At 37.6% G+C, this 19,965-nt stretch carries 16 protein-coding genes and 2 tRNA genes; 17 read left to right on the plus strand and 1 reads right to left on the minus strand.

Annotated features, from left to right (window positions below; genetic code table 11):
• Positions 1–93: 93 nt before the first annotated feature.
• On the plus strand, positions 94–3,051 hold the full coding sequence (gene secA / locus PHY73_01120; GenBank protein ID MDD3374310.1) for a preprotein translocase subunit SecA: 2,958 nt from the start codon (positions 94–96) through the stop codon (positions 3,049–3,051).
• Here secA and PHY73_01125 read toward each other — a convergent pair.
• Entirely contained in the window at positions 3,048–3,278 is a 231-nt protein-coding gene (locus tag PHY73_01125; protein MDD3374311.1) for a hypothetical protein, read from the minus strand. The genes secA and PHY73_01125 overlap by 4 nt on opposite strands.
• Here PHY73_01125 and lnt point away from each other — a divergent pair.
• From lnt to PHY73_01205, 16 genes are all read left to right on the plus strand, one after another.
• Complete coding sequence (gene lnt, locus PHY73_01130) at positions 3,166–4,599, plus strand: apolipoprotein N-acyltransferase (protein ID MDD3374312.1); 1,434 nt, start codon at positions 3,166–3,168, stop codon at positions 4,597–4,599. The genes PHY73_01125 and lnt overlap by 113 nt on opposite strands.
• 253 nt (positions 4,600–4,852) lie before the next feature.
• Complete coding sequence (locus PHY73_01135) at positions 4,853–5,230, plus strand: response regulator (GenBank protein MDD3374313.1); 378 nt, start codon at positions 4,853–4,855, stop codon at positions 5,228–5,230.
• 24 nt (positions 5,231–5,254) lie between these two features.
• The gene (locus PHY73_01140; protein ID MDD3374314.1) at positions 5,255–5,737 is read left to right on the plus strand and encodes an adenosine-specific kinase; all 483 of its coding nucleotides are present in this window, start codon (positions 5,255–5,257) and stop codon (positions 5,735–5,737) included.
• Between the two features lie 13 nt (positions 5,738–5,750).
• The gene (locus tag PHY73_01145) at positions 5,751–6,653 is read left to right on the plus strand and encodes a lysophospholipid acyltransferase family protein (GenBank protein MDD3374315.1); all 903 of its coding nucleotides are present in this window, start codon (positions 5,751–5,753) and stop codon (positions 6,651–6,653) included.
• 121 nt (positions 6,654–6,774) lie between these two features.
• Positions 6,775–6,936 (plus strand): hypothetical protein, encoded by a 162-nt coding sequence (locus PHY73_01150; protein ID MDD3374316.1) that lies wholly within the window; start codon positions 6,775–6,777, stop codon positions 6,934–6,936.
• Between the two features lies 1 nt (position 6,937).
• Positions 6,938–7,939 (plus strand): hypothetical protein, encoded by a 1,002-nt coding sequence (locus PHY73_01155; protein MDD3374317.1) that lies wholly within the window; start codon positions 6,938–6,940, stop codon positions 7,937–7,939.
• A 37-nt stretch (positions 7,940–7,976) separates the two neighbouring features.
• Complete coding sequence (locus tag PHY73_01160) at positions 7,977–8,582, plus strand: DUF502 domain-containing protein (GenBank protein ID MDD3374318.1); 606 nt, start codon at positions 7,977–7,979, stop codon at positions 8,580–8,582.
• 118 nt (positions 8,583–8,700) lie between these two features.
• Positions 8,701–10,800 (plus strand): sodium-translocating pyrophosphatase, encoded by a 2,100-nt coding sequence (locus tag PHY73_01165; GenBank protein ID MDD3374319.1) that lies wholly within the window; start codon positions 8,701–8,703, stop codon positions 10,798–10,800.
• Between the two features lie 78 nt (positions 10,801–10,878).
• On the plus strand, positions 10,879–12,414 hold the full coding sequence (locus tag PHY73_01170) for a sodium-dependent transporter (GenBank protein ID MDD3374320.1): 1,536 nt from the start codon (positions 10,879–10,881) through the stop codon (positions 12,412–12,414).
• A gap of 27 nt (positions 12,415–12,441) precedes the next feature.
• Complete coding sequence (locus tag PHY73_01175) at positions 12,442–12,840, plus strand: hypothetical protein (GenBank protein MDD3374321.1); 399 nt, start codon at positions 12,442–12,444, stop codon at positions 12,838–12,840.
• Between the two features lie 101 nt (positions 12,841–12,941).
• Positions 12,942–13,014 (plus strand) — tRNA-Phe (locus PHY73_01180).
• A gap of 267 nt (positions 13,015–13,281) precedes the next feature.
• A tRNA-Thr gene (locus tag PHY73_01185) sits at positions 13,282–13,354 on the plus strand.
• A 324-nt stretch (positions 13,355–13,678) separates the two neighbouring features.
• Positions 13,679–15,319: a tetratricopeptide repeat protein gene (locus PHY73_01190; protein MDD3374322.1), complete on the plus strand. Its 1,641-nt coding sequence runs from the start codon at positions 13,679–13,681 to the stop codon at positions 15,317–15,319.
• Between the two features lie 98 nt (positions 15,320–15,417).
• Positions 15,418–16,680, plus strand: a complete 1,263-nt coding sequence (locus tag PHY73_01195; GenBank protein MDD3374323.1) for an MFS transporter — start codon at positions 15,418–15,420, stop codon at positions 16,678–16,680.
• 17 nt (positions 16,681–16,697) lie between these two features.
• Positions 16,698–17,297 (plus strand): phosphoribosylglycinamide formyltransferase, encoded by a 600-nt coding sequence (purN, locus tag PHY73_01200; protein MDD3374324.1) that lies wholly within the window; start codon positions 16,698–16,700, stop codon positions 17,295–17,297.
• 65 nt (positions 17,298–17,362) lie between these two features.
• The gene (locus PHY73_01205; protein MDD3374325.1) at positions 17,363–19,945 is read left to right on the plus strand and encodes a pitrilysin family protein; all 2,583 of its coding nucleotides are present in this window, start codon (positions 17,363–17,365) and stop codon (positions 19,943–19,945) included.
• Positions 19,946–19,965: the final 20 nt, after the last annotated feature.

Raw genomic sequence — 19,965 nt, forward strand, 5'->3', positions numbered from 1 at the left:
ATATTCATTTTCCTGACGCGTCTTTGACGCGCAGGATAAATTCACTAACAAACTTACGTCGCCTAAAGGGCTCCGTAAGATTGGAGTTCATTTATGTTTGATTTTTTAATTAGAAAAAGCGTTATTAAAAATGCGCAAAAGTTTATTGATCGGTTAGAGCCAAAGGTAAACATTCATCTTCCGATGGAATTGCCTTTGCCATCTGTAGGGATTATTAAAAAGATGACTGCTGTGGCATCAAAAGTTAACAGCCTTGAGTCGGAAATAAAAACAAAAACAGATGACCAGCTGCGGGCTAAAACGCAAGAATTCCGCCTAAAAATTCAACAAGCGGTTTGTTCTTATGAGCAACAATTAGCAGATATCGAGAAGCAATATTCCGAGGAATCAGATCACGAGACTCGCGATAGTTTTTTAAATGATATCGATAGGATCAAGCAACAGCTTATCAAAAAGAGAGAAGAGGTTTTAGACGCGATCTTGCCAGAGGCGTTTGCTGTTGTGAGAGAAGCTGCTTGGCGAACTTTAAAGATGAGACATTTTGATGTTCAGCTGGTTGGAGGCATGATTTTGCACAAAGGCAACATCGTAGAAATGGCAACTGGTGAAGGAAAAACACTTGTGGCGACTCTTCCGACATATTTAAATGCCTTAGCTGGTAAGGGAGCGCATGTTATTACAGTGAATGATTATTTGGCCAAACGCGATAAGGAGTGGATGGCACCTGTTTATGAATTTCTAGGATTAACAGTTGGCGTTATTCAACATGACCATACTCCGCCTGAGAGAAAAAAAGAATATGGGTGTGACATTACTTATGGAACGAATAATGAGTTTGGCTTTGATTATTTGCGCGATAACATGGTGAGCTTTAAAGAAGAGATGGTACAACGTTCTCATCATTTTGCTGTGGCTGATGAGGTTGATAGTATTCTGATCGACGAGGCGAGAACACCTTTAATTATTTCTGGCCCCGCAGAAGAATCAACAGATAAATATTATAGAGCGAATCAAATTGCATTGCAGCTAAAAGGTCGACGGATTACAGAAAAAGAAGAAATTGATGCGAAGCATAAAGGCGAGGATCTGTCTACTGGCTTTGATTATGCCGCAGATGAAAAAGCTCGATCAATTTCAATGACGGAGCAAGGCGAGAAAAAAGCAGCGCAAATGTTTGGGATTGATAATCTTCATGACATGGAAACCATTGAATATCGTCATCATATTCTACAAGCACTTAAAGCAAGAGAATTTTTTAGAGTTGATGTGGATTACGTTATTCGAGATGGCCAAGTTATTATTGTTGACGAATTTACTGGACGCATGATGCCGGGTCGACGCTGGTCTGATGGTCTTCACCAGGCGGTTGAAGCCAAGGAAGGCATTAAGATTGAACGAGAAAACCAGACGTTGGCAACGGTTACTTTTCAAAATTATTTTCGCATGTATGAAAAACTTTCTGGTATGACGGGTACCGCTTACACTGAGGCCAGCGAGTTTAAACAAATCTATAAAGTGGACTGCATTGTTCTTCCGACGAATCGTATTTTGCAGAGAAAGAATCATCCAGATTGTATTTATAAAACGGAACGAGAAAAATTTAAGGCGACGGCTGATGAAATTGCAGAGCTTCATGCGCAAGGCCGCCCGATTTTGGTAGGAACTATTTCGATTGAAAAATCAGAACTTTTATCGTCGATGCTAAAACAACGTGGTATTGAGCATCAGGTTTTAAATGCTAAATATCATGATTTAGAAGCGCATATTGTTGCGCAAGCAGGTCGTTATAAAGCTGTGACTATTGCCACGAATATGGCGGGACGGGGAACTGATATTGTTTTAGGCGGCAATGCTGAGCATTTAGCAAAAAGCTTATTAGAGAGTCATGCGAGAGAAGCTTCTGAAGGCGCTCAGCCGTCAGAGGAGATGTACCAGAAGTTTTTGGCTCAGTTTAAAAAAGAAGTTGAAAAAGAGCATGCTCAAGTTATTGAGGCTGGCGGCTTGCATGTGCTGGGAACAGAGCGCCATGAGTCTCGACGTATTGATAATCAGCTACGTGGTCGCAGCGGAAGACAAGGAGACCCAGGGTCATCTCGATTCTTTGTTTCGCTGGAAGATGATTTGATGCGATTGTTTGGATCGGATCGGATTATGGGCATGATGAATACCCTTGGCATGGAAGAAGGGCAAGTGATTGAGCATCCTTTGGTTAGCCGTGCGATTGAAATTGCGCAAAAACGAGTTGAGACGCATAACTTTGAAATCCGAAAACAACTTTTAGAATACGACAATGTGATGAACCGTCAGCGTGAAGTTATTTATCAGCTTAGGCGTTCGATTTTAGAAGGCGAAAAGACGAAAGAACGCATTTTTGATGGTATTCATAATACAATTTGTTCCATGGTGCCTCAATATCTGTTTTCAGGTGAGGAAGAAGTTCAATGGGATATTGAAGGATTGATGATCGCACTTAAAACAACATTTAGACTTGATATCAAGCCGATTCAAAAAGATTTGGTGGAAATGACGCAAAAGCAAATCGAAGATTTTCTTTCTGAAAAAGTAATTGATATTTATGAGCAGAAAGAAAAGGATATCGGCAGTGATCAAATGCGGCATCTTGAACGCATTATTTTGCTTCAGACAATTGATAGCAAGTGGAAAGATCATCTGTATGCGATGGATCAGCTTAAGGAAGGTATAGGGCTGCGTGCTTTTGCGCACAAAGATCCTTTGGTGGAATATCAGCATGAGGCCTTTTCTATGTTTGAAATGATGTATGATTCGATTATGCAGGATGTTGTTGAGGTCGTTTTTAAAGTTGAGCCAGCTAAACAAGAAGCAAAATTCAAGAGCGTTTTTAATTCCTTGCCACAAGAGCTTGTGCACACAGAGTTTTCGAGCTTGGATAAAAGGCCGTCATCTGCGTCGGGACAGCCAACGGCTGATCCTGCGCGTGAATCACAAGTTCGTTCTGGAGAGAAAGTAGGACGCAATGATCCTTGTCCTTGCGGGAGCGGAAAGAAATACAAGAAATGTTGTGGGACTTAAGAGCGGATGATGTCTTTTGTAAAAAATAAAATGATAGTGCGTTTTTTTAAAAAAACACCGGTTCTGTGTTTTTCTTCAGCGTTTTTATTAGCATTAGCATTCCCAAAGATAAATATTTCTTTTCTTTCTTTTGTTGCTCTTGTGCCACTTTTTTTTGCATTGGACAATAAAACGCTGGCATCGACATTTCGAACAGGGTATTTTTTCGGAATTTTATTTTTTGGCATGATATTTTATTGGTTTTTGTTTGTTTCTGGCATTGGGATGTTGCTTCTTGTTTGTGCTTTGGCTGTTTATATGGGGATATTTGCTGTCGGGTATCATGTTTTTTCTAAAGAAAAAGCAATTGTAAAGATATTTGTTTTGCCAAGTCTTTGGGTGTGCATAGAATTTTTACGGGCACATCTTTTTAGCGGGTTTGGATGGGCGTCGATTGGGCATTCCCAATATCAGAACATAGCTTTGATTCAGATTGCAGATATTGTAGGTGTTTATGGTGTTTCGTTTATTGTGGTGATGGTCAATGTTGCTATTAAAGAAATGTTGACTGATTTTCAAGAAACAAAAAAACAAAAAATAAAGATGTGGCTTGTTGTTAGCATTCTTTTTTGTTTGTGCATTGGCTATGGTCATTATCGCATTAAGAATATGACATACACCGATAGCGTTAAAGTTGCTGTTGTTCAGGGAAGTGTGCCGCAATCTAGAAAATGGTACCCAAAAGAATGGCCGGCTATTCTTAATGATTATTTTAAACTGACACAAGAGGCCGCAAGCACAAATCCTGCTCTGATTATTTGGCCAGAGACGGCGTATCCAGGCTATGTTTGGGAAGATCCTAAGCAATTTGTTGATGTTCAGAATTTTGTTAAAACAATGAAGATTCCGCTTCTCGTTGGGATTGTTACCAAAGAACAAGAGTCGTATTATAATTCAGCGGTTTTGATTGATCTTAACGGCAATCTTGTCAAGAAACACAACAAGCTTCATTTGGTACCATTCGGAGAGTATGTTCCGCTACGTGATTCACTTCCTTGGCTTGTTGATATTCTAGGAATAGAGGATTTTAGCACAGGAACAGAATATACACTGTTTTCTGAGTACGAAAGAAATGACCAAAAGAATTCTTTTGGCGTTTTAATTTGTTTTGAAGACACGGTTCCAGAATTGTCGCGTGCATTTGTTTCTAAAGGGGCAAATTTCTTAGTTAATATTACGAATGACGGGTGGTTCGAGGATACGAAAGCGCCGTTTTTGCATATGCAAGCTGCTGTTTTTAGAACTGTTGAAAACAGAGTTCCTCTAGTTCGGTCGGCTAATACAGGAGTGAGTTGCTTTATTAATGTCTTAGGTCAAATTAAAGAAACAGTGCAAGATTCAGCCGGGAAAATGACTTATGTCCCGGGAGTTAAGACTGCTGAAGTAAAATTGACCAAGAAAAAAGCTCTCTATACAAAGTTTGGAGATGTTTTTACATACATTTGTTTTGGTATTATACTAATATATTGCTTCATTAATGGTCGTGCTATTTTTTTAGCCAAACATTAATTATTGCAATATATTGTGCCTTATATTATAAGTACAGTAGTTCATGAAAGCGGTGCTAACGGGAGCAATTGCTCTTATTTGGAAAAAAATAAGATTTTTAAAATAAACAAAACTTAAGGAAGTCCTGATTCGCCTCGCTAGGATGCAGGGCTCACAGGATAAATTCGGACTTATGGTTTATGTTGCTGAAAGTTCCACGCGTGCTTAGGCGTAGCGTAAGTATAAACCATGTCCTCATTTAACGGAGGAAACAATGGCGCAAACAATTTTAATTATCGATGATGATAGGGGCATGGTTAAACTTTTGGAAAGTGGTTTGGCACAGGTTGGTTATCAGGTGCTTTCTGCAAACACAGGTGAAGGAGGACTTCAGATTGCTGAAAATAAGGAGATTGATCTGATTTTGCTTGATGTTATTTTGCCTGGCATGAAAGGCCGAGAAGTATGCAAAAAGTTAAAGGAAAATGAGAAAACAAAGCTTATTCCGGTTATTTTTCTTACCGCTAAAGATTCTGAAGATGATGTTAAAGCTGAGATGGATGTCGGAGGCATTGCTCATATTACTAAGCCGATTGATTTAAATGGTCTTATTCCAAAGGTTATGGAAATTTTGCCACGTAAAATTATTTAAAAGAATGTTGAAGGAGTAGGGCTGATGGAAATTAAAGCGATAAAAATTGAAAAACCTGAAGATGTTAATATTATTATTGGACAGGCTCATTTTATTAAGACGGTCGAAGATTTGTATGAAACTGTTGTTGCAGCAGCACCTGTAATGAAATTTGGCATTGCTTTTTGCGAGGCATCGGGGGCATGTAAGATTCGCGTTGAAGGAAATGATGAAGCATTGAAAAAGATTGCAGTGGACAATGCGTTGAGAATATCAGCAGGGCATATGTTTATTATTACGCTTCGAGAAGGTTTTCCGATTAATATTCTTAATCAAATTAAAGGTATCCAAGAAGTTTGCTCAATTTTTGCTGCAACGGCTAATCCTGTGGAAGTGATTGTTGCTGAGAATACGGAGGGCTGTGGCGTCTTAGGTGTTATTGATGGGTTTAAGCCTAAAGGTGTAGAAAACGATGAAGATGTTGCTTGGCGCAAAGATCTTTTGCGCAAGTTCGGATATAAAAGGTAAAAGAAAATTTATCATGTCAACTTCTAGAATCAAGAGATTTCAACGTGCTGTCGCACGCTATATGCTTTATGCAGTAGGATTTGTTTTAACTCATTTGCCTTATTCGGTTGTATGTTTTTTGTCGCGGATACTGATTACTCTTGGATTTACGTTGCTTGTTCGAAAAAAACGCATTGCCATGGAAAGTCTTAAGGTTGCTTTTGGCAAAGAAAAAAGTACGACTGAAATTAAAAAAATACTTAAGGATTGTTTTCTGAGTTTTGGTAAAGGAATTATTGAGATTATTTATTTCATGGCGCACCCTAAAATGATCAAAGAACGGGTGGTTATTGAAAACAAGCATTATTTAGATGAAGCGTTAAGTTGTAGACGGGGCGTTGTTGCTGTGAGTGCTCATTTTGGAAATTTTCCATTGATGTTGCTTCATCTCGCTCAAGAAGGTTATCCTGTTAATGCGATTATGCGTTCTGCTCGAGATGAAAAAATTGAAGAGTATTTTAAGGAGTTTCGATTGCGACTTGGTCTGAAGGCAATTTATAGTCATCCTCGCTCGAAGTGTGTGAGGGACTCGATTCGAGTGCTTCGAAATAATGAATTTTTATTTATTCCTCTAGATCAGCACTCTGGAAGTGGTGGGTCGGTTTTTGTTGATTTCTTTGGTGAAAAAGCTGCTACAGCGACAGGTCCAGTTGTTTTTGCGATGCGCACCAAGTCCCCGATTTTACCTATTTTTATCGTGCGTCAGAAAGATGATACGCATAAAATTATTATTGATAAGCCGTTTGAGCTTGAAGAGCGTGAGGATGAGAAAGAAATGATTCACGTTAATGTTTCTAAGATTACAAACTTAATAGAACAATATATCCGTCGATATCCGCAAGAATGGAGTTGGATGCATCGTCGTTGGAAAAAATGACAAGGAAACCCCTTTGTCGCCCGAAAGCAAGGTAACCGCGGGCTCTTGGGGTAAATTCGCACCTATGGCGTATGTTCGCTTTGCTCCATAAGCCATGTGCTCATTTAAAGAAAGAATAGATATGAAAAAAATAATATTATTTTTATTGGGTTTATGTGTCTTGATTGCAGGCGTTAGTTGTGTATTGTTGTTCTGGAAAGATGTGGTGATTCTTTTTAAAGGGTTAATTGGCGGAATTTTGGCTGTTGGGGGCCTTGCGATGATGTCGGTCGCGCGGGATTGATATGGAAAATTTAATTATTTGGTTAAAGTTTTCTATGAGTGCAGGGCTTGTCATTTTTTCTGGGATCAAGCTAACAAAATGTGCTGACATCCTAAGTGATCGGTTTTCTATTAATAAAGCTTGGATGGGGATGATTCTTTTGGGAGCGATTACCTCACTTCCAGAGGCAACGGCAAGTATTGCATCAGCGGCAGTGATTCGTGCGCCAAACCTAGCGATTGGGAATATTGCTGGTAGTGTTAATTTTAACTTAATGATTGTTGTTTTGATGGATTTTATGTATCATAGGGGTTCTGTTACTGGACAAATTCAAGTAAAACGAACATATGAATGGTCTGCGGTATTTTATGGAATTCTTTCTTCTATTGTTGTTATTGAAATATTCTTATCACCAAAGACAAATTTAATTACGTTTGGTCCAGTAAGCTTGGGAAGTATTTTGATTGTGATTTTTTATTTTCTAGGATCAAAATTTATTTTTAAGAAAAAAGTTAAAGACACCGACTCTCGTATTAAGCACGTAGTAAGCGTTCAAGACAAGATATTGATTTTTAAAATGGTTGCTGGAGCGTTAGTTGTTATTTTTAGCGGTATTTGGCTTTCGGGCATATGTGATCAAATTTCTAGCATTACAGGGTTGGGTCAGACTTTTGTAGGAACAACATTTTTAGGTTTTGTGACATCGTTGCCTGAGATTGTGGTTTCTCTTTCAGCTTTAAGAATGGGCGCATTTGATTTGGCGTTTGGTAATATTTTTGGCAGCAATATGGTTAATCTTCTGATTTTAGCAGTATCTGATTTATTTTATATTAAAGGTCCCATTTTTGCCGACGTGTCTCAAACGCATATTTTAATGATGACGTTAAGCGTTGTTTTGACAACGATTTTAATTGTTGGGATTCGAAAGGGCGTAAAAAAGACATTTTTTGGATTTGGGTTTGATACAATATTAATGATGATTTGTTTTGCAGTTGGCATGAAATTTTTGTATGATTTGAGATAAATTTTTTAAGATATTTTAAGTGACGGGAGAAGATTAGATGAGAAAGAAGTTGAGAGGATACTTTGTTTCAGGGTTGATTATATTCTTGCCATTATCGCTAACGATTTATTTATTGATTTTTACCTTTAGCATAGCTGATAATTTTTTAGGTAAATATATTCAACCGTATTTTGCGCGTGAATTTGGTTTTTATATTCAGGGCATTAGCATTTTAGTGTGTTTTCTTTTTATCCTTCTTATTGGATTTCTTATGACAAATTTCTTAAGTCGTAAAATTTATCCAGTTTTAGAGGGATGGCTGGTAAGACTTCCTTTCTTTAAGCAGGTTTATCCGGCGTTTAAACAAATGGCGATTTTTTTATTTTCGCCTGAGAAAATGGCTTTTCGTCAAGTAGTGTTGATAGAATATCCTCGCAAGGGTGTGTATTCGTATGGATTCTTAACTAATAAAGCATCTGAAAAAGTAATGGAAAAAATACAACAAGATGTTTGTCATGTATTTATTCCAAGCGCCCCTGGTCCGTTGACAGGTTTTGTTCTTTTGGTTCCTCGTAAAGATTTGATTTATGTTGATATTAGTGTTGAGGAAGCTGTTCGGACGATTGTTTCAGGTGGTGTTGTTAATTCTATGGAAAGGAGATAGTGATGGGAAAAAGACAAAGACGTGGCAAATTAAGCTGGCGTGGCAAAAAAGCGCGACATGGAAAAAGTCCGAACAAGGGACATTAAGTTTTTGAAAATCTAATTTAAGGAGGAAATAAATGTCAGAAAATATTTTGTTATTAGTTCCTATTTGCGGATGTTTCGCTTTGGGTGTTTCTATCTTTTTGTTTTTTTCGATTATGAAAAAAGATGAAGGAACAGATCGCATGAAAGAGATTGCATCAGCTGTGCGTGAGGGGGCAAGTGCTTATTTGAGTCGACAATATAAAGCTGTTGGTATCTTTTTTGCAGTTGTTTTTGCTATCTTGCTTCTTTTAGCCTCAAGAGGGTATTTGGTTATTTTTGTTCCATTTGCATTTTTAACAGGTGGATTTTTATCAGGACTATCGGGTTTTTGTGGAATGAAGGTTGCAACATTGGCATCTGCTCGAACAGCCAATGCATGCCGCACTTCGTTAAATGGAGGTCTTCGCGTTGCATTTTCTTCAGGATGTGTTATGGGGTTTTCTGTTGTTGGATTTGGACTTTTGAATTTAACCGCATGGTATTTTTTCCTTAAATGGTATTATTCAACACATATGTTGCCAGTAGGAATTCCTGATGTTCCAACTGCAATTACAAGTGTTATGCTAACTGTTGGTTTGGGTGCAAGCTTTTTGGCATTATTTTCCCGTGTCGGTGGAGGTATTTTTACAAAAGCAGCTGACGTTGGTGCTGATCTTGTTGGTAAGGTTGAAGTAGGCATTCCAGAAGATGATCCAAGAAATCCTGCGGTTATTGCAGATAATGTGGGCGATAATGTCGGTGATGTTGCGGGTATGGGTGCTGATCTTTTTGAATCGTATATTGGATCTATTGTCGCAGCAGCAGCATTAGGCGTTGCCGCTGGGTTAGGCTTTAAAGGAATGATTACGCCTTTGGTTATTGCGGCAATTGGGATTGTATCATCTATTATTGGGATGTTTTTTGTTCGCACAGGTGAAGACGCGTCACAAAAAGTTCTTCTTAAAGCATTGCATGCAGGTGTTAATGTGGCGTCTGCTTTAGTTTTCATATTGTCTGTTGGATTTGTTTATTTATTTTTAGGAAAAGAAAATATTGGTGTTGCAGGCGCTGTTGTGACAGGTCTTGTGGCTGGTATTTTGATTGGTCATGTGACTGAATATTTCACGTCTTCTCATTTTGCTCCAACAAAAAGAATTGCCAAAGCATCTGAGACAGGACCTGCGACTGTTATTATTGAAGGGTTGTCTGTTGGAATGATCTCAACTGCTATTCCTGTTGTGATTGTGTCAGTGGGCATTCTTTTAAGTTATTATTTGGCTGGTCTTTATGGCATTGGAATTGCTGCTGTCGGCATGCTTAGTACACTGGGGATTACACTTGCGACAGATGCGTATGGTCCAGTTGCAGATAATGCTGGCGGAAACGCAGAAATGGCAGGATTAGACCCTGAAGTCAGAAAGAGAACAGATGCACTTGATTCTCTTGGAAATACAACGGCAGCAACTGGAAAAGGTTTTGCCATCGGATCTGCCGCTTTAACAGCGCTTGCTTTGATCGCAACATTTAAGGAAAAAGCTGTTGTAGAAGCAGGGGCTTTGAGCATGCCAGATTTTGGATTGAATTTAGATTTGATGGATCCAAAAGTATTGGTTGGTGTTTTTATAGGGGTTACGATGCCGTATATTTTTTCAGCATTAACCATGAGCGCTGTTGGTCGTGCGGCAGGACAAGTTGTTGTTGAAGTTCGACGCCAATTTAAAGAAATTGTAGGTATTATGGAAGGAACTGGAAAACCAGATTATGCAAGTTGTGTAGATATCGTAACAACATCAGCTTTAAAGGAAATGGTTTTGCCAGCGATGCTCGCGATTTTAACCCCGATTGTTCTTGGTCTTTTGTTGGGAGTTAATAGTTTGGGCGGGCTTCTAATGGGCGCAACAGCATCTGGATTTGTTTTAGCTGTTATGATGGCAAATTCTGGAGGTGCTTGGGATAATGCTAAGAAATATATTGAAGAAGGTAATTTTGGTGGAAAAGGATCAGCTTGTCATAAGGCAACGGTTACAGGAGACACGGTCGGTGATCCTTTTAAGGATACATCTGGACCAAGTATTAATATTCTTATTAAATTGATGTCTATGGTTTCGATTGTACTTGTTGCTTTTATTATTCAAAATACACTTTGTAAATAAAGATATCATTTTGTTTTTTGTGATAATATAAATGATAAAATAGGTAATTGAAGGAAGTTTTTTCTTTGTTTTTATATTATGATTAATAAAGAAAATCAATTGAGTCAACCTCATCATCCGCGTCCGCAGTGGCGGACGCGGATGGGATTTATTCTAGCGGCGCTGGGATCTGCTGTTGGTCTTGGAAATATTTGGCGGTTTTCGTATCTTTGTTATAAGAATGGAGGAGGCGCATTTTTAATTCCTTATGTGATTGCGCTTTTTGTTGTTGGTATTCCTTTGATGATTCTAGAGCTTGGGTTGGGTCACAAAATGCGCGGCTCAACGCCGATGTGTTTTGCTAAAGTAGATCGTCATTGGGAGTGGGCTGGCTGGTGGGCTGCGAATTGTGCGATGTTTGGCATTATGGTGTATTATGCGGTTATTATTGCTTGGTGTGTTAGCTATGTCTTTTTTTCTTTTCATTTGTCTTGGGGTGCAGACCCGAATGATTTCTTTTTTAATCAATATTTGCAGGTGAGTCAAAGTCCTGGAAGTATTGGGGATATTCGAACGCCGATTCTTTTTTCCTTGAGTGCGGTTTGGTTTTTAAGCTGGGGCATTGTATTCTTTGGTGTTCAAAAAGGGGTGGAGCGCGCCAATAAAATTTTTATGCCGTTGTTGTTTGCTCTTATTTTGATTTTGGTGGCTTGGAGCGTAAATTTAAAGGGAGCGGCGATTGGAATTGAGAAATATTTAAAACCAGATTTTTCTCTTTTATCTAAGCCTCAGATTTGGATTGATGCTTTTTCTCAGATATTTTTTACTTTGTCTTTGGGTTTTGGTATTATGATGACATATGCGTCGTATTTGCCGCGCAAGGCAAATATTATTAAAGATGCGCTTATTATTAGCGTTGGCAATTGCTTGTTTTCATTTATTTCTGGATTTGCCGTTTTTGGTGTTTTAGGTTATATGTCATTTAAGACAGGGCTTCCTGTTGGTGAAGTGGTCAAGGAATCGATTGGGCTTGCGTTTGTGACTTATCCTCAGGCCATTAGTTTGATGCCGGGATTTGCTAATATCTTTGGTGTTTTGTTTTTTGGGATGTTGGTCGTCGCTGGGCTATCGAGTGCGATTTCTTTAGTTGAGGCATTTACATCGGCAGTTATTGATAAATTTCATTATCCGCGTAAAGTAATTGTGTCGGTTGTGTGTACGGTGGGATTCTTCGGAAGTATGATTTTTTCAACTAAGGCAGGGATTTATTGGGTCGATATTGTTGATCATTTTATTACACATTATGGGCTTGTTGTAATTGGCATTATTGAATGTCTTTTAGTGGGATGGATCTTAAAATCACAGAAATTACGTGACCATATTAATCATGTGACACAAAAAAGCTTAAGCCCGACTTGGGATGTGTGCGTGCGTTTTGTTACGCCTTTGGTGTTGGGAATTTTGTTGATTAATGATTTAGTCAAAGAAGTTGCTCAGCCTTATGGTGGATATTCGTGGATGGCGATCATTTTAATTGGGCGTGACTGGCTTTTGGCGGCACTGATTGTATCTTTGTTTGTGGCGGCAAGGTCTTGGAAGCGAGATTTTGAAGTGGCTGAAAATATTGAGAAATAAGATTAATTTTAAATGGGGGGGGATGGCATGTTTTATTTGCGGCAAAGAAAATCTTTATGGGTCGTGCTTGTGCTTATTTTTTCGTTGACAGCAGGCGGTTGTGTTTATGCCGTCGTCGGTGGGCTCGGGGCGTTGGGCGGTTATGCGATTAGCCCAGATACTGTCGAAGGAGATTCTGAGCTTGATTATGATACGATTTGGGATTCGGCTGTTGAGATTGTTGGCGTTATGGGCCTTATTCAGACTAAGGATTATAAACTTGGAACGATTAAAGCAATAGTGAATGGGGCAGCGGTTACGATTGATATTGCACAAATTTCTTCATTAGAAGTTCGTTTACGTGTTAAGGCTCGAAAAAATATGCTTCCTAATATTGGAATTGCTCAGGATGTTTTTGTGAAGATTAAAAATCGTGCAAGGCAATAAAAGTTGGCTAAGAAGATATCAGATGATATACGTTGAAACCCGTTGACAACTCGAATAACTTTGATACAATGGGATTTTTAAATATAAAAAAATTGATTTATGCCGAGATAGCTCAGTTGGTAGAGCGAAGGCCTGAAAAGCCTTGCGTCGACGGTTCAATTCCGCCTCTCGGCACTTTTTATTTTATAGCCACTCGAAACATCGTAAAAAATTCCGTTATTCTATTTTCTGTTTTTAAGTATTTTTTTTGGAGTTTCTATTTTAGAAAGCCAAGATATTGGTGCTTTTGCTAGTTTTCCTAAGGGGACTAGCACTTTTTCTTGATTGGGATTTTAAGGAAAGTGAGTGTGGCGCAAGTTTTTCTCAAAAAAGCATTAAGGTAAACTTGCTGGCGCCCCTAAAGGGACTGGCAATTTTGCTTGATTTGATATTAAGGTAATTGCCGACGTAGCTCAGTTGGTAGAGCAACGCATTCGTAATGCGTGGGTCACCAGTTCGACTCTGGTCGTCGGCTCTTCTTGTTTTCTTTCTTTAAAATTTTTTAAGTGAAAGAAAAAAGAAGACCCTCGAACAGCTTTTAAAAATGTTTGAGCGATTCGGGGGCGAGAAGGAAGCTGAGCTTTTTGTCTAGGCTAAAGAAAAAAGAAGACCCTCGAACAGTTTGTCAAAATATTTAAGCGATTCGGGGGAAAAAGAAATCAAGGCTCTTGCCTGCGATTGGAAAGAGGGTCTTTTAGAAAGTTAAATGATAAGAAGACAATATTTTTCTCATTTTTTCTCCCGTACACCTGTTCAAATCTTTATCCTTCTTAGTTTTGGTTTTTTTCTTTACTCATTTATGCTGTCTGCTCCATTTAAGGTGTTGGACGATCAGATTTCTATTTTAGACAACACTCAAATTCAAAGTTTAAGAAATATCCCGGCTATCTTTAAAACTTCTTTCTTTGGCGCTAATCGATATTATCGCCCTCTTGTTACCCTTAGTTTTGCTCTTAATTATCGCTGGTTTGGATTTAATCCATTCTTTTTTAATTTAACAAATTTATTCCTGCATTTGTTGGTTTCTTTGCTTGTCTTTAAATCTGTTAGTCTTATTCTGAAAAACAAGGTTTTAGGGTTTTTGACAGCGCTTCTTTTTGTCATTCATCCGATCAACGCCGAGGCTGTATCGTACATCGCAGGCCGATCAATTTTATTATGTGCTTTTTTTGAATGGTCGAGTTTTATTTTGTATTGTCTTTTTAGAGAAAAGAAAAAGATTGTGTATTATGCTTTATCTTTGTTTTGTTTTTGTTTAGCTCTTTTGAGCAAGGAATCTTCTGTGATGTTGCCATTTGTTTTGTTGGCATATGAGTTTTTTATAAAGAATTTCGTTCGAAGAGATATTTTAAAATTGGTTAAAAATATTTCTCCATTTTTTGTTCTACTAGTAACTTATGCCATTATTAGGAAAATTCTTGGCATAGTAGCAATTCCACACGGATTTATGCTTAAAGATATTCTTTTAGGAATAGCAACATTTTTAACATCTATTTTTGGGTATCTTCGTATTTTTATTTTTCCGTACGATTTGTATTTTGATCGAATTTTTCCTTTGGAAAAAAGTTTTTTTAGTGGTTCTATTTTAGGAGTTGTCCTTATCGCTTGTGTGTGCTTGTTTATTCTAATCAAGTTGCGTAAGCACATTAAAAAAGAAATGTTGTTTTTTTTAGTTTTTTTGGTGTTTACACTTTTTCCTGTTTCACAAATTATTCCTCTTCGCTTGCAACCAGGATATATTATTTTTCCGAATCACTTTTGGTATGTTCCTTCTGTTGGAATTTTTGCACTCTTTGTAATTGTAAGTGTTTTCGTATACAAAAGAATCTCACCGATTATTTTTAGAATAATGATCATTCTTTGGTTTGTTCTTTTGTCAGTGACCACAATTCAAGAAAATATTTATGCGACAAATGAAGAAGCTGTTATTGGTAAAATTCTTTTTTATCAGCCTTCTCATGTGCGGGCTCATACGATTATGGGTCTAAAAAGGGCAGAAGAAGAAAATTTTAAGGAGGCCGAGTATCATTTTGAAGAAGCGCTTAAAGCTGATCCTTTTAATGCAAGAGCGCGTATAAGCCTTGGAAAAGCGTTGGTTGATCAAGGTCAATATTGGCAAGGGATTAGCCAGTATGATCAGGTTGTTGGTGCAGAGAATTTAGAGAAGACGCTCAACGAAAACAAAACTAAAGTCTATGAAATTTTGCAAAATAAATATGAGCAGATGCTTAAAAGTGATCCAGAAAATCCATCTATTTATTATAGCCTTGGGGTTGTGTATTCTGAAAAAGAAGAGTTTTTAAAGGCTATTTCGCTTTATCAAAAAACACTTTTGCTTGATCCTAGTTTTGATAATGCTCGACAGAATTTATGCTATGGTTATCATATGTTGGGAGAAGGAAAAAAAGCACAAGAATGTCTGGAAGGCAAGCTTCCTTAAAAGAAGAGCTGAAAGGTTTGTTTAAGCGAAAACTAATGTTATAATAAGCTGATTTTTAACGCTAAAAAAGCAATAAGTGATATTGATAAAACAAGAATATGATTGAGAATTTTAAAAATAAAAACTTTCTTTTTCTTTGGTTAGGACAAATCATTTCTCAGTTTGGAGATCGGATTAACCAAATGGCCTTGATTGGTCTTGTTGCTGGACGCATGCCTGGATCAACATTTGAGTTGGCGAAGTTGTTGTCCTTTACAATTATCCCTGTTTTTGTGGTTGGTCCAATTGCTGGCGTTTATGTTGATCGATGGGACAGGCGTACAACGCTTTTTGTTTGTGATTTTGTTCGAGGACTTCTTGTCTTAACGATTCCAACTATTCTTATTTTTCAGAGTTCAATGGTTCCTATTTATTTTGTTGTTTTTCTCATTTTTTGTTTAAGCCGTTTTTATGTTCCAGCTAAGATGTCAATTGTTCCTGATTTGGTTGCTAAAAAAACATTATTGTCTGCTAATTCGCTTGTTTCGATTACAGGCATGATTGCTTTTGTCTTAGGGTGTGCGTTTGGTGGATATTTAGTCGAGAAAACAGGAGCAAGAGGGGGTTTCTTTTGGGATGCGGCAACATTTTTTACATCGGGCACTCTCGTTTTTCTCATTAATACAAAAATGAATATTCATCTTGATCGAAGAAAAATTATTGATACGTCTAAAGAAATGATTAGCAAGATTAAAAAATCTGTTTTTGCTGATATTAAAGAAGGTTTTGTCTATCTTGTTAATCATAAAGAAATTCGTTTTGTGGTTAATATGATGTTTATTCTGATGGCAGCAGCTGGTGCGGTTTATGTGGTCATTATTGTTTTTGTTCAAGAGGCTTTTCAGAGTATTACTAAAGATCTTGGGTTTTTGGCGGTTATTTTAGGTGTTGGATTATTTTGTGGATCAGTTTTGTATGGGCGATTTGGGAAAAAGTTTTCGCGTTTTAAGGTCATTTTTACGTGTTTGATTCTTGGTGGCTTAATGATGACGGTTTTTGCTCTGGTTGTTCAAAAAATTCCTGTATTGTTTCTTGGCTCTGCTTTAGCTTTTTTGCTTGGATTAATTGTTGGCCCAATCTTTATTGCCTCGAATACTATTGTTCATGACTTAAGTAAGGATGAGATGAGAGGGAGGGTGTTTAGTTCACTCGAGTTTGTTATGCATTTAGGATTTTTGTTAGCTATGTTCATAAGTTCTTGGCTGTCTGACAAGATGAACGTTGCCAATTATAAAATTTTAATGGGGGTTGGCATTATCTTTTCTTTAGTCGGGGTTATTAGCTTAATATATTATAATCGTAATAAGAGTAGGATTGCATAAGGAGGCGTAAAATTAGTATGAAAAACTTTGCAGTCTTAGTAAGTGGTAATGGTTCGAATCTTCAAGCGATTATTGATGCGTTAGGCAAGAAAAAGATTAATGCAAAGCTTAATGTTGTTGTTTCGGATAATAGAAATGCCTTTGCGCTAAAGCGTGCACTTAAGGCAGGGATCGCAACAGTTGTTGTCGATCCAAAGGCTTTTAAAAACCGAAAAGAAATGGACAAGGCTATTATAAAAGAGCTTAAAAGTTTTGGTGTTGATTTTGTTGTTTTGGCAGGATATATGCGTATTTTAAGCCCTTATTTTGTTAAGGCATACAAAAAAAAGATTCTTAATATCCATCCAGCGCTTCTTCCTTTATTTAAGGGTGCTCATGCGATTAAAGATGCGTTTGATTCAGGCGTAAAGAAAACAGGCGTCACTGTTCATTTTGTTGATGAAAAAGTAGATCATGGGCCGATTATCGCGCAAGAGTCTATTTGCATTAAAAAAGGCGAGAGCCTAAAAAGCCTAGAGGCGCGTATTCACAAGGTCGAACATAAGCTTTATCCTAAAGTGATTCAATTATTCATTGATAAGAAATTGAAAATTGTTGAACGCAAAGTAAAAGAATAGTATTTTTCCACATCGTTTCACAAAGCTAAGACCTATTTAATTCAACACTAAGAAAGAATTTCTTTATGATTTTTAAAAAAATATTTTTTATATTCATTTTCTCGAGCATTTTTGCAGTTACGGCTCAGGGCTCTTCAGGTAAGCCTGAAAAACATGTTCTTAAAAACGGGCTAACGGTTTTGATTCAAGAGTTTGACTCTAGTCCGTCGGTTTGCTTGTATGCTTTAGTCAAAACAGGGTCTGCTAGCGAAGGGCAATTTTTAGGAAGCGGCGTAACGCATTTTATGGAGCATATGATTTTTAAAGGGACACCATCTCGCTTGCCGGGAAGAATTTCGCAGGAAGTTCAGGGTGCCGGAGGCTCTATCAATGCATCAACGGGTCGGGATTACACAATTTTTACTATTCAAGTTCCTGCTGACCGCTTTGAGACTGGCCTTGATGTTCTTTCTGATATGTTGATGCACGCAGTGATTGATGAAGAAGAATTTAGGAAAGAAAAAGATGTGGTTTTGTCTGAGCTAAATATGTATGAAGATTCGCCAGATTTTATTGTTTCTCGCATGATGCTCCAAGCCCTTTATAAAAAGCATCCATATCGTCATCCGATTATTGGGTATAGGGATGTCTTAAAAAACCTTCAGCAGAAAGATATGGTTCAGTATTATCAAAAACATTATGCGCCTAATAATATTGTTCTTTCTGTTGTTGGAAATATACAGTCTGCTGCTGCACTTGAAAAAGTCAAAAGTGCTTTTGTTGATTTTAAGCGGCAGCCAGAAATAGCAAGGAATCTGCCCAAAGAGCCAGAGCAACTTTTTGCACGTTATTCTAAGGGAGAATATCAGACCGATTTAACGCGTATTGATATGGCATTTCCGACAGCGAGCTTGTTAAGTGAAGATGTTTTTGCTTTAGATATTTTAGTCTCTGCTTTAGGGGTAGGAGAGAGTAGTCGACTTTATCTTGATTTATTTAAACAAAAGAACCTGGTTTATTCTATTTCTGCGAATCATTATACGCTTGTTGATTCAGGAATTCTTGAGATTGAAGCGAAATGTGATTATAAAAATAAAGACGCTGTTGTTGAAAATATTCGTCTGGAAATTGAACGGATTAGGCGCTTTGGTATTCGCGCAGATGAGCTTAAAAGAATAAAAAAGAAAATTAAGAGTGATTATTATTTAGATCATCAAAGCGCGCCAGCGCTGGCTTTTAGCTTGGCGTACGATGAAGGCATGGCGGATGATTATCATTTCTCGCAGCATTATCTAGATCGCATTGAGAAGCTAACTCAAAAAGATATCAAAGAAGTTGCTCAAAAGTATTTAGATCCAGAAAAGGAAAATCTTGCTATTTTAGCGCCGTTAAATTCAGGCGAATCAGTCTTGGTTAAAGACGAGTTAAGAACTGAAATGCCCGCAATTAAAGAAGTTGTTTTAGCTAATGGCTTAAGGATTTTTGTTAAGGAGGATCATCGGTTTCCTGTTGTTTCCATGAATGCATTTTTTGAAGGTGGACAGTTTTTTGATTCTCAAAGTCTTTCCGGAATTTGCTATTTAACGTCAAAGCTTTTGAACAAGGGCACAAAGAAACGCACGGCTAGTGATATTTCTCAAGAGTTAGAAGCTCAAGGGATTCGACTTGATACTTTTTGCGATAAAAATATTTTGGGTTTAAGCTTTGAATGCTTGTCACAGGATTTTAGTGTAGGCTTAAATCTAGCAAAAGATATTTTGTTTAATCCGACTTTTTCAGAGGACGAACTACAGCAACAAAAAGATGTTGTTGTCTCAGAGATAAAGGCAAAGAAGGATAATATTTTTTATTTAGCTTCAAAAGAACTTAAAGAAATTCTTTTTAAGGGTCACCCATTTCAGAATGAAACAGAAGGAAGTTTTGAATCTATTAAAAAGATAACCCGTTTGGATATTGAAGGATTTTATCAAAATCTTCGTGCGCCATCACGCATGGTTGTTACTGTTTTTGGGGATATTCGTGAGGACGAAGCTATTCAGATGGTTAAAAAAACTTTTGGCACACTTTTAGAGAATAAAAGCGAGTTGCCGCAGCACACAGTTGAGAGCGTTGCAGCCAAGACTGTTAAAAACGTGACGTTTGATAAAAATCAGGCGATTGTGCTTATGGGTTTTCAGGGCGTGGGAGCAAGTTATCCGGATCGCTGGGGAATCAATGCTCTGTCAGCTTTGATTGGTTCTTTTAATGGAAAGATGTTTCATGATATTCGTGATGAATATGGTTGGGCTTATTCTTTGGGAGGTCGCTCGGTAGAATTTAAGGACACAGGATTTATTTATTTTTATGTTTTAACTGACCAGCAGCATGTGCGTAAAGCTCAACAAGAAATGGAAGGCATTATTCTTTCAATTCAAGAGGGATCTGTAACCCCAGAGGAGCTAGATAAGATCAAAAATCATCTTAAGGAAACATATCAAGCGCAGCTTGAAACAAATCGAGCATTAAGTTCTCGTGTAGCTGTAGATGAAATTTATGGACTAGGGTTTGATAATTTTAGGAAGCATGAAAAGCTTATTGATCAGATTACCCTTAAAGATATTCAGCGTTTGGCAAAAGAATATTTGGATTTAAATCGGGCTGTTATTATTCTGGGTAATGCCAAAGAGTGATTTTAAAAGGAATTGTCTTA

This window comes from Candidatus Omnitrophota bacterium, from assembly GCA_028693815.1.
In the GTDB taxonomy this organism is placed as follows: domain Bacteria; phylum Omnitrophota; class Gorgyraeia; order Zapsychrales; family Aceulaceae; genus Aceula.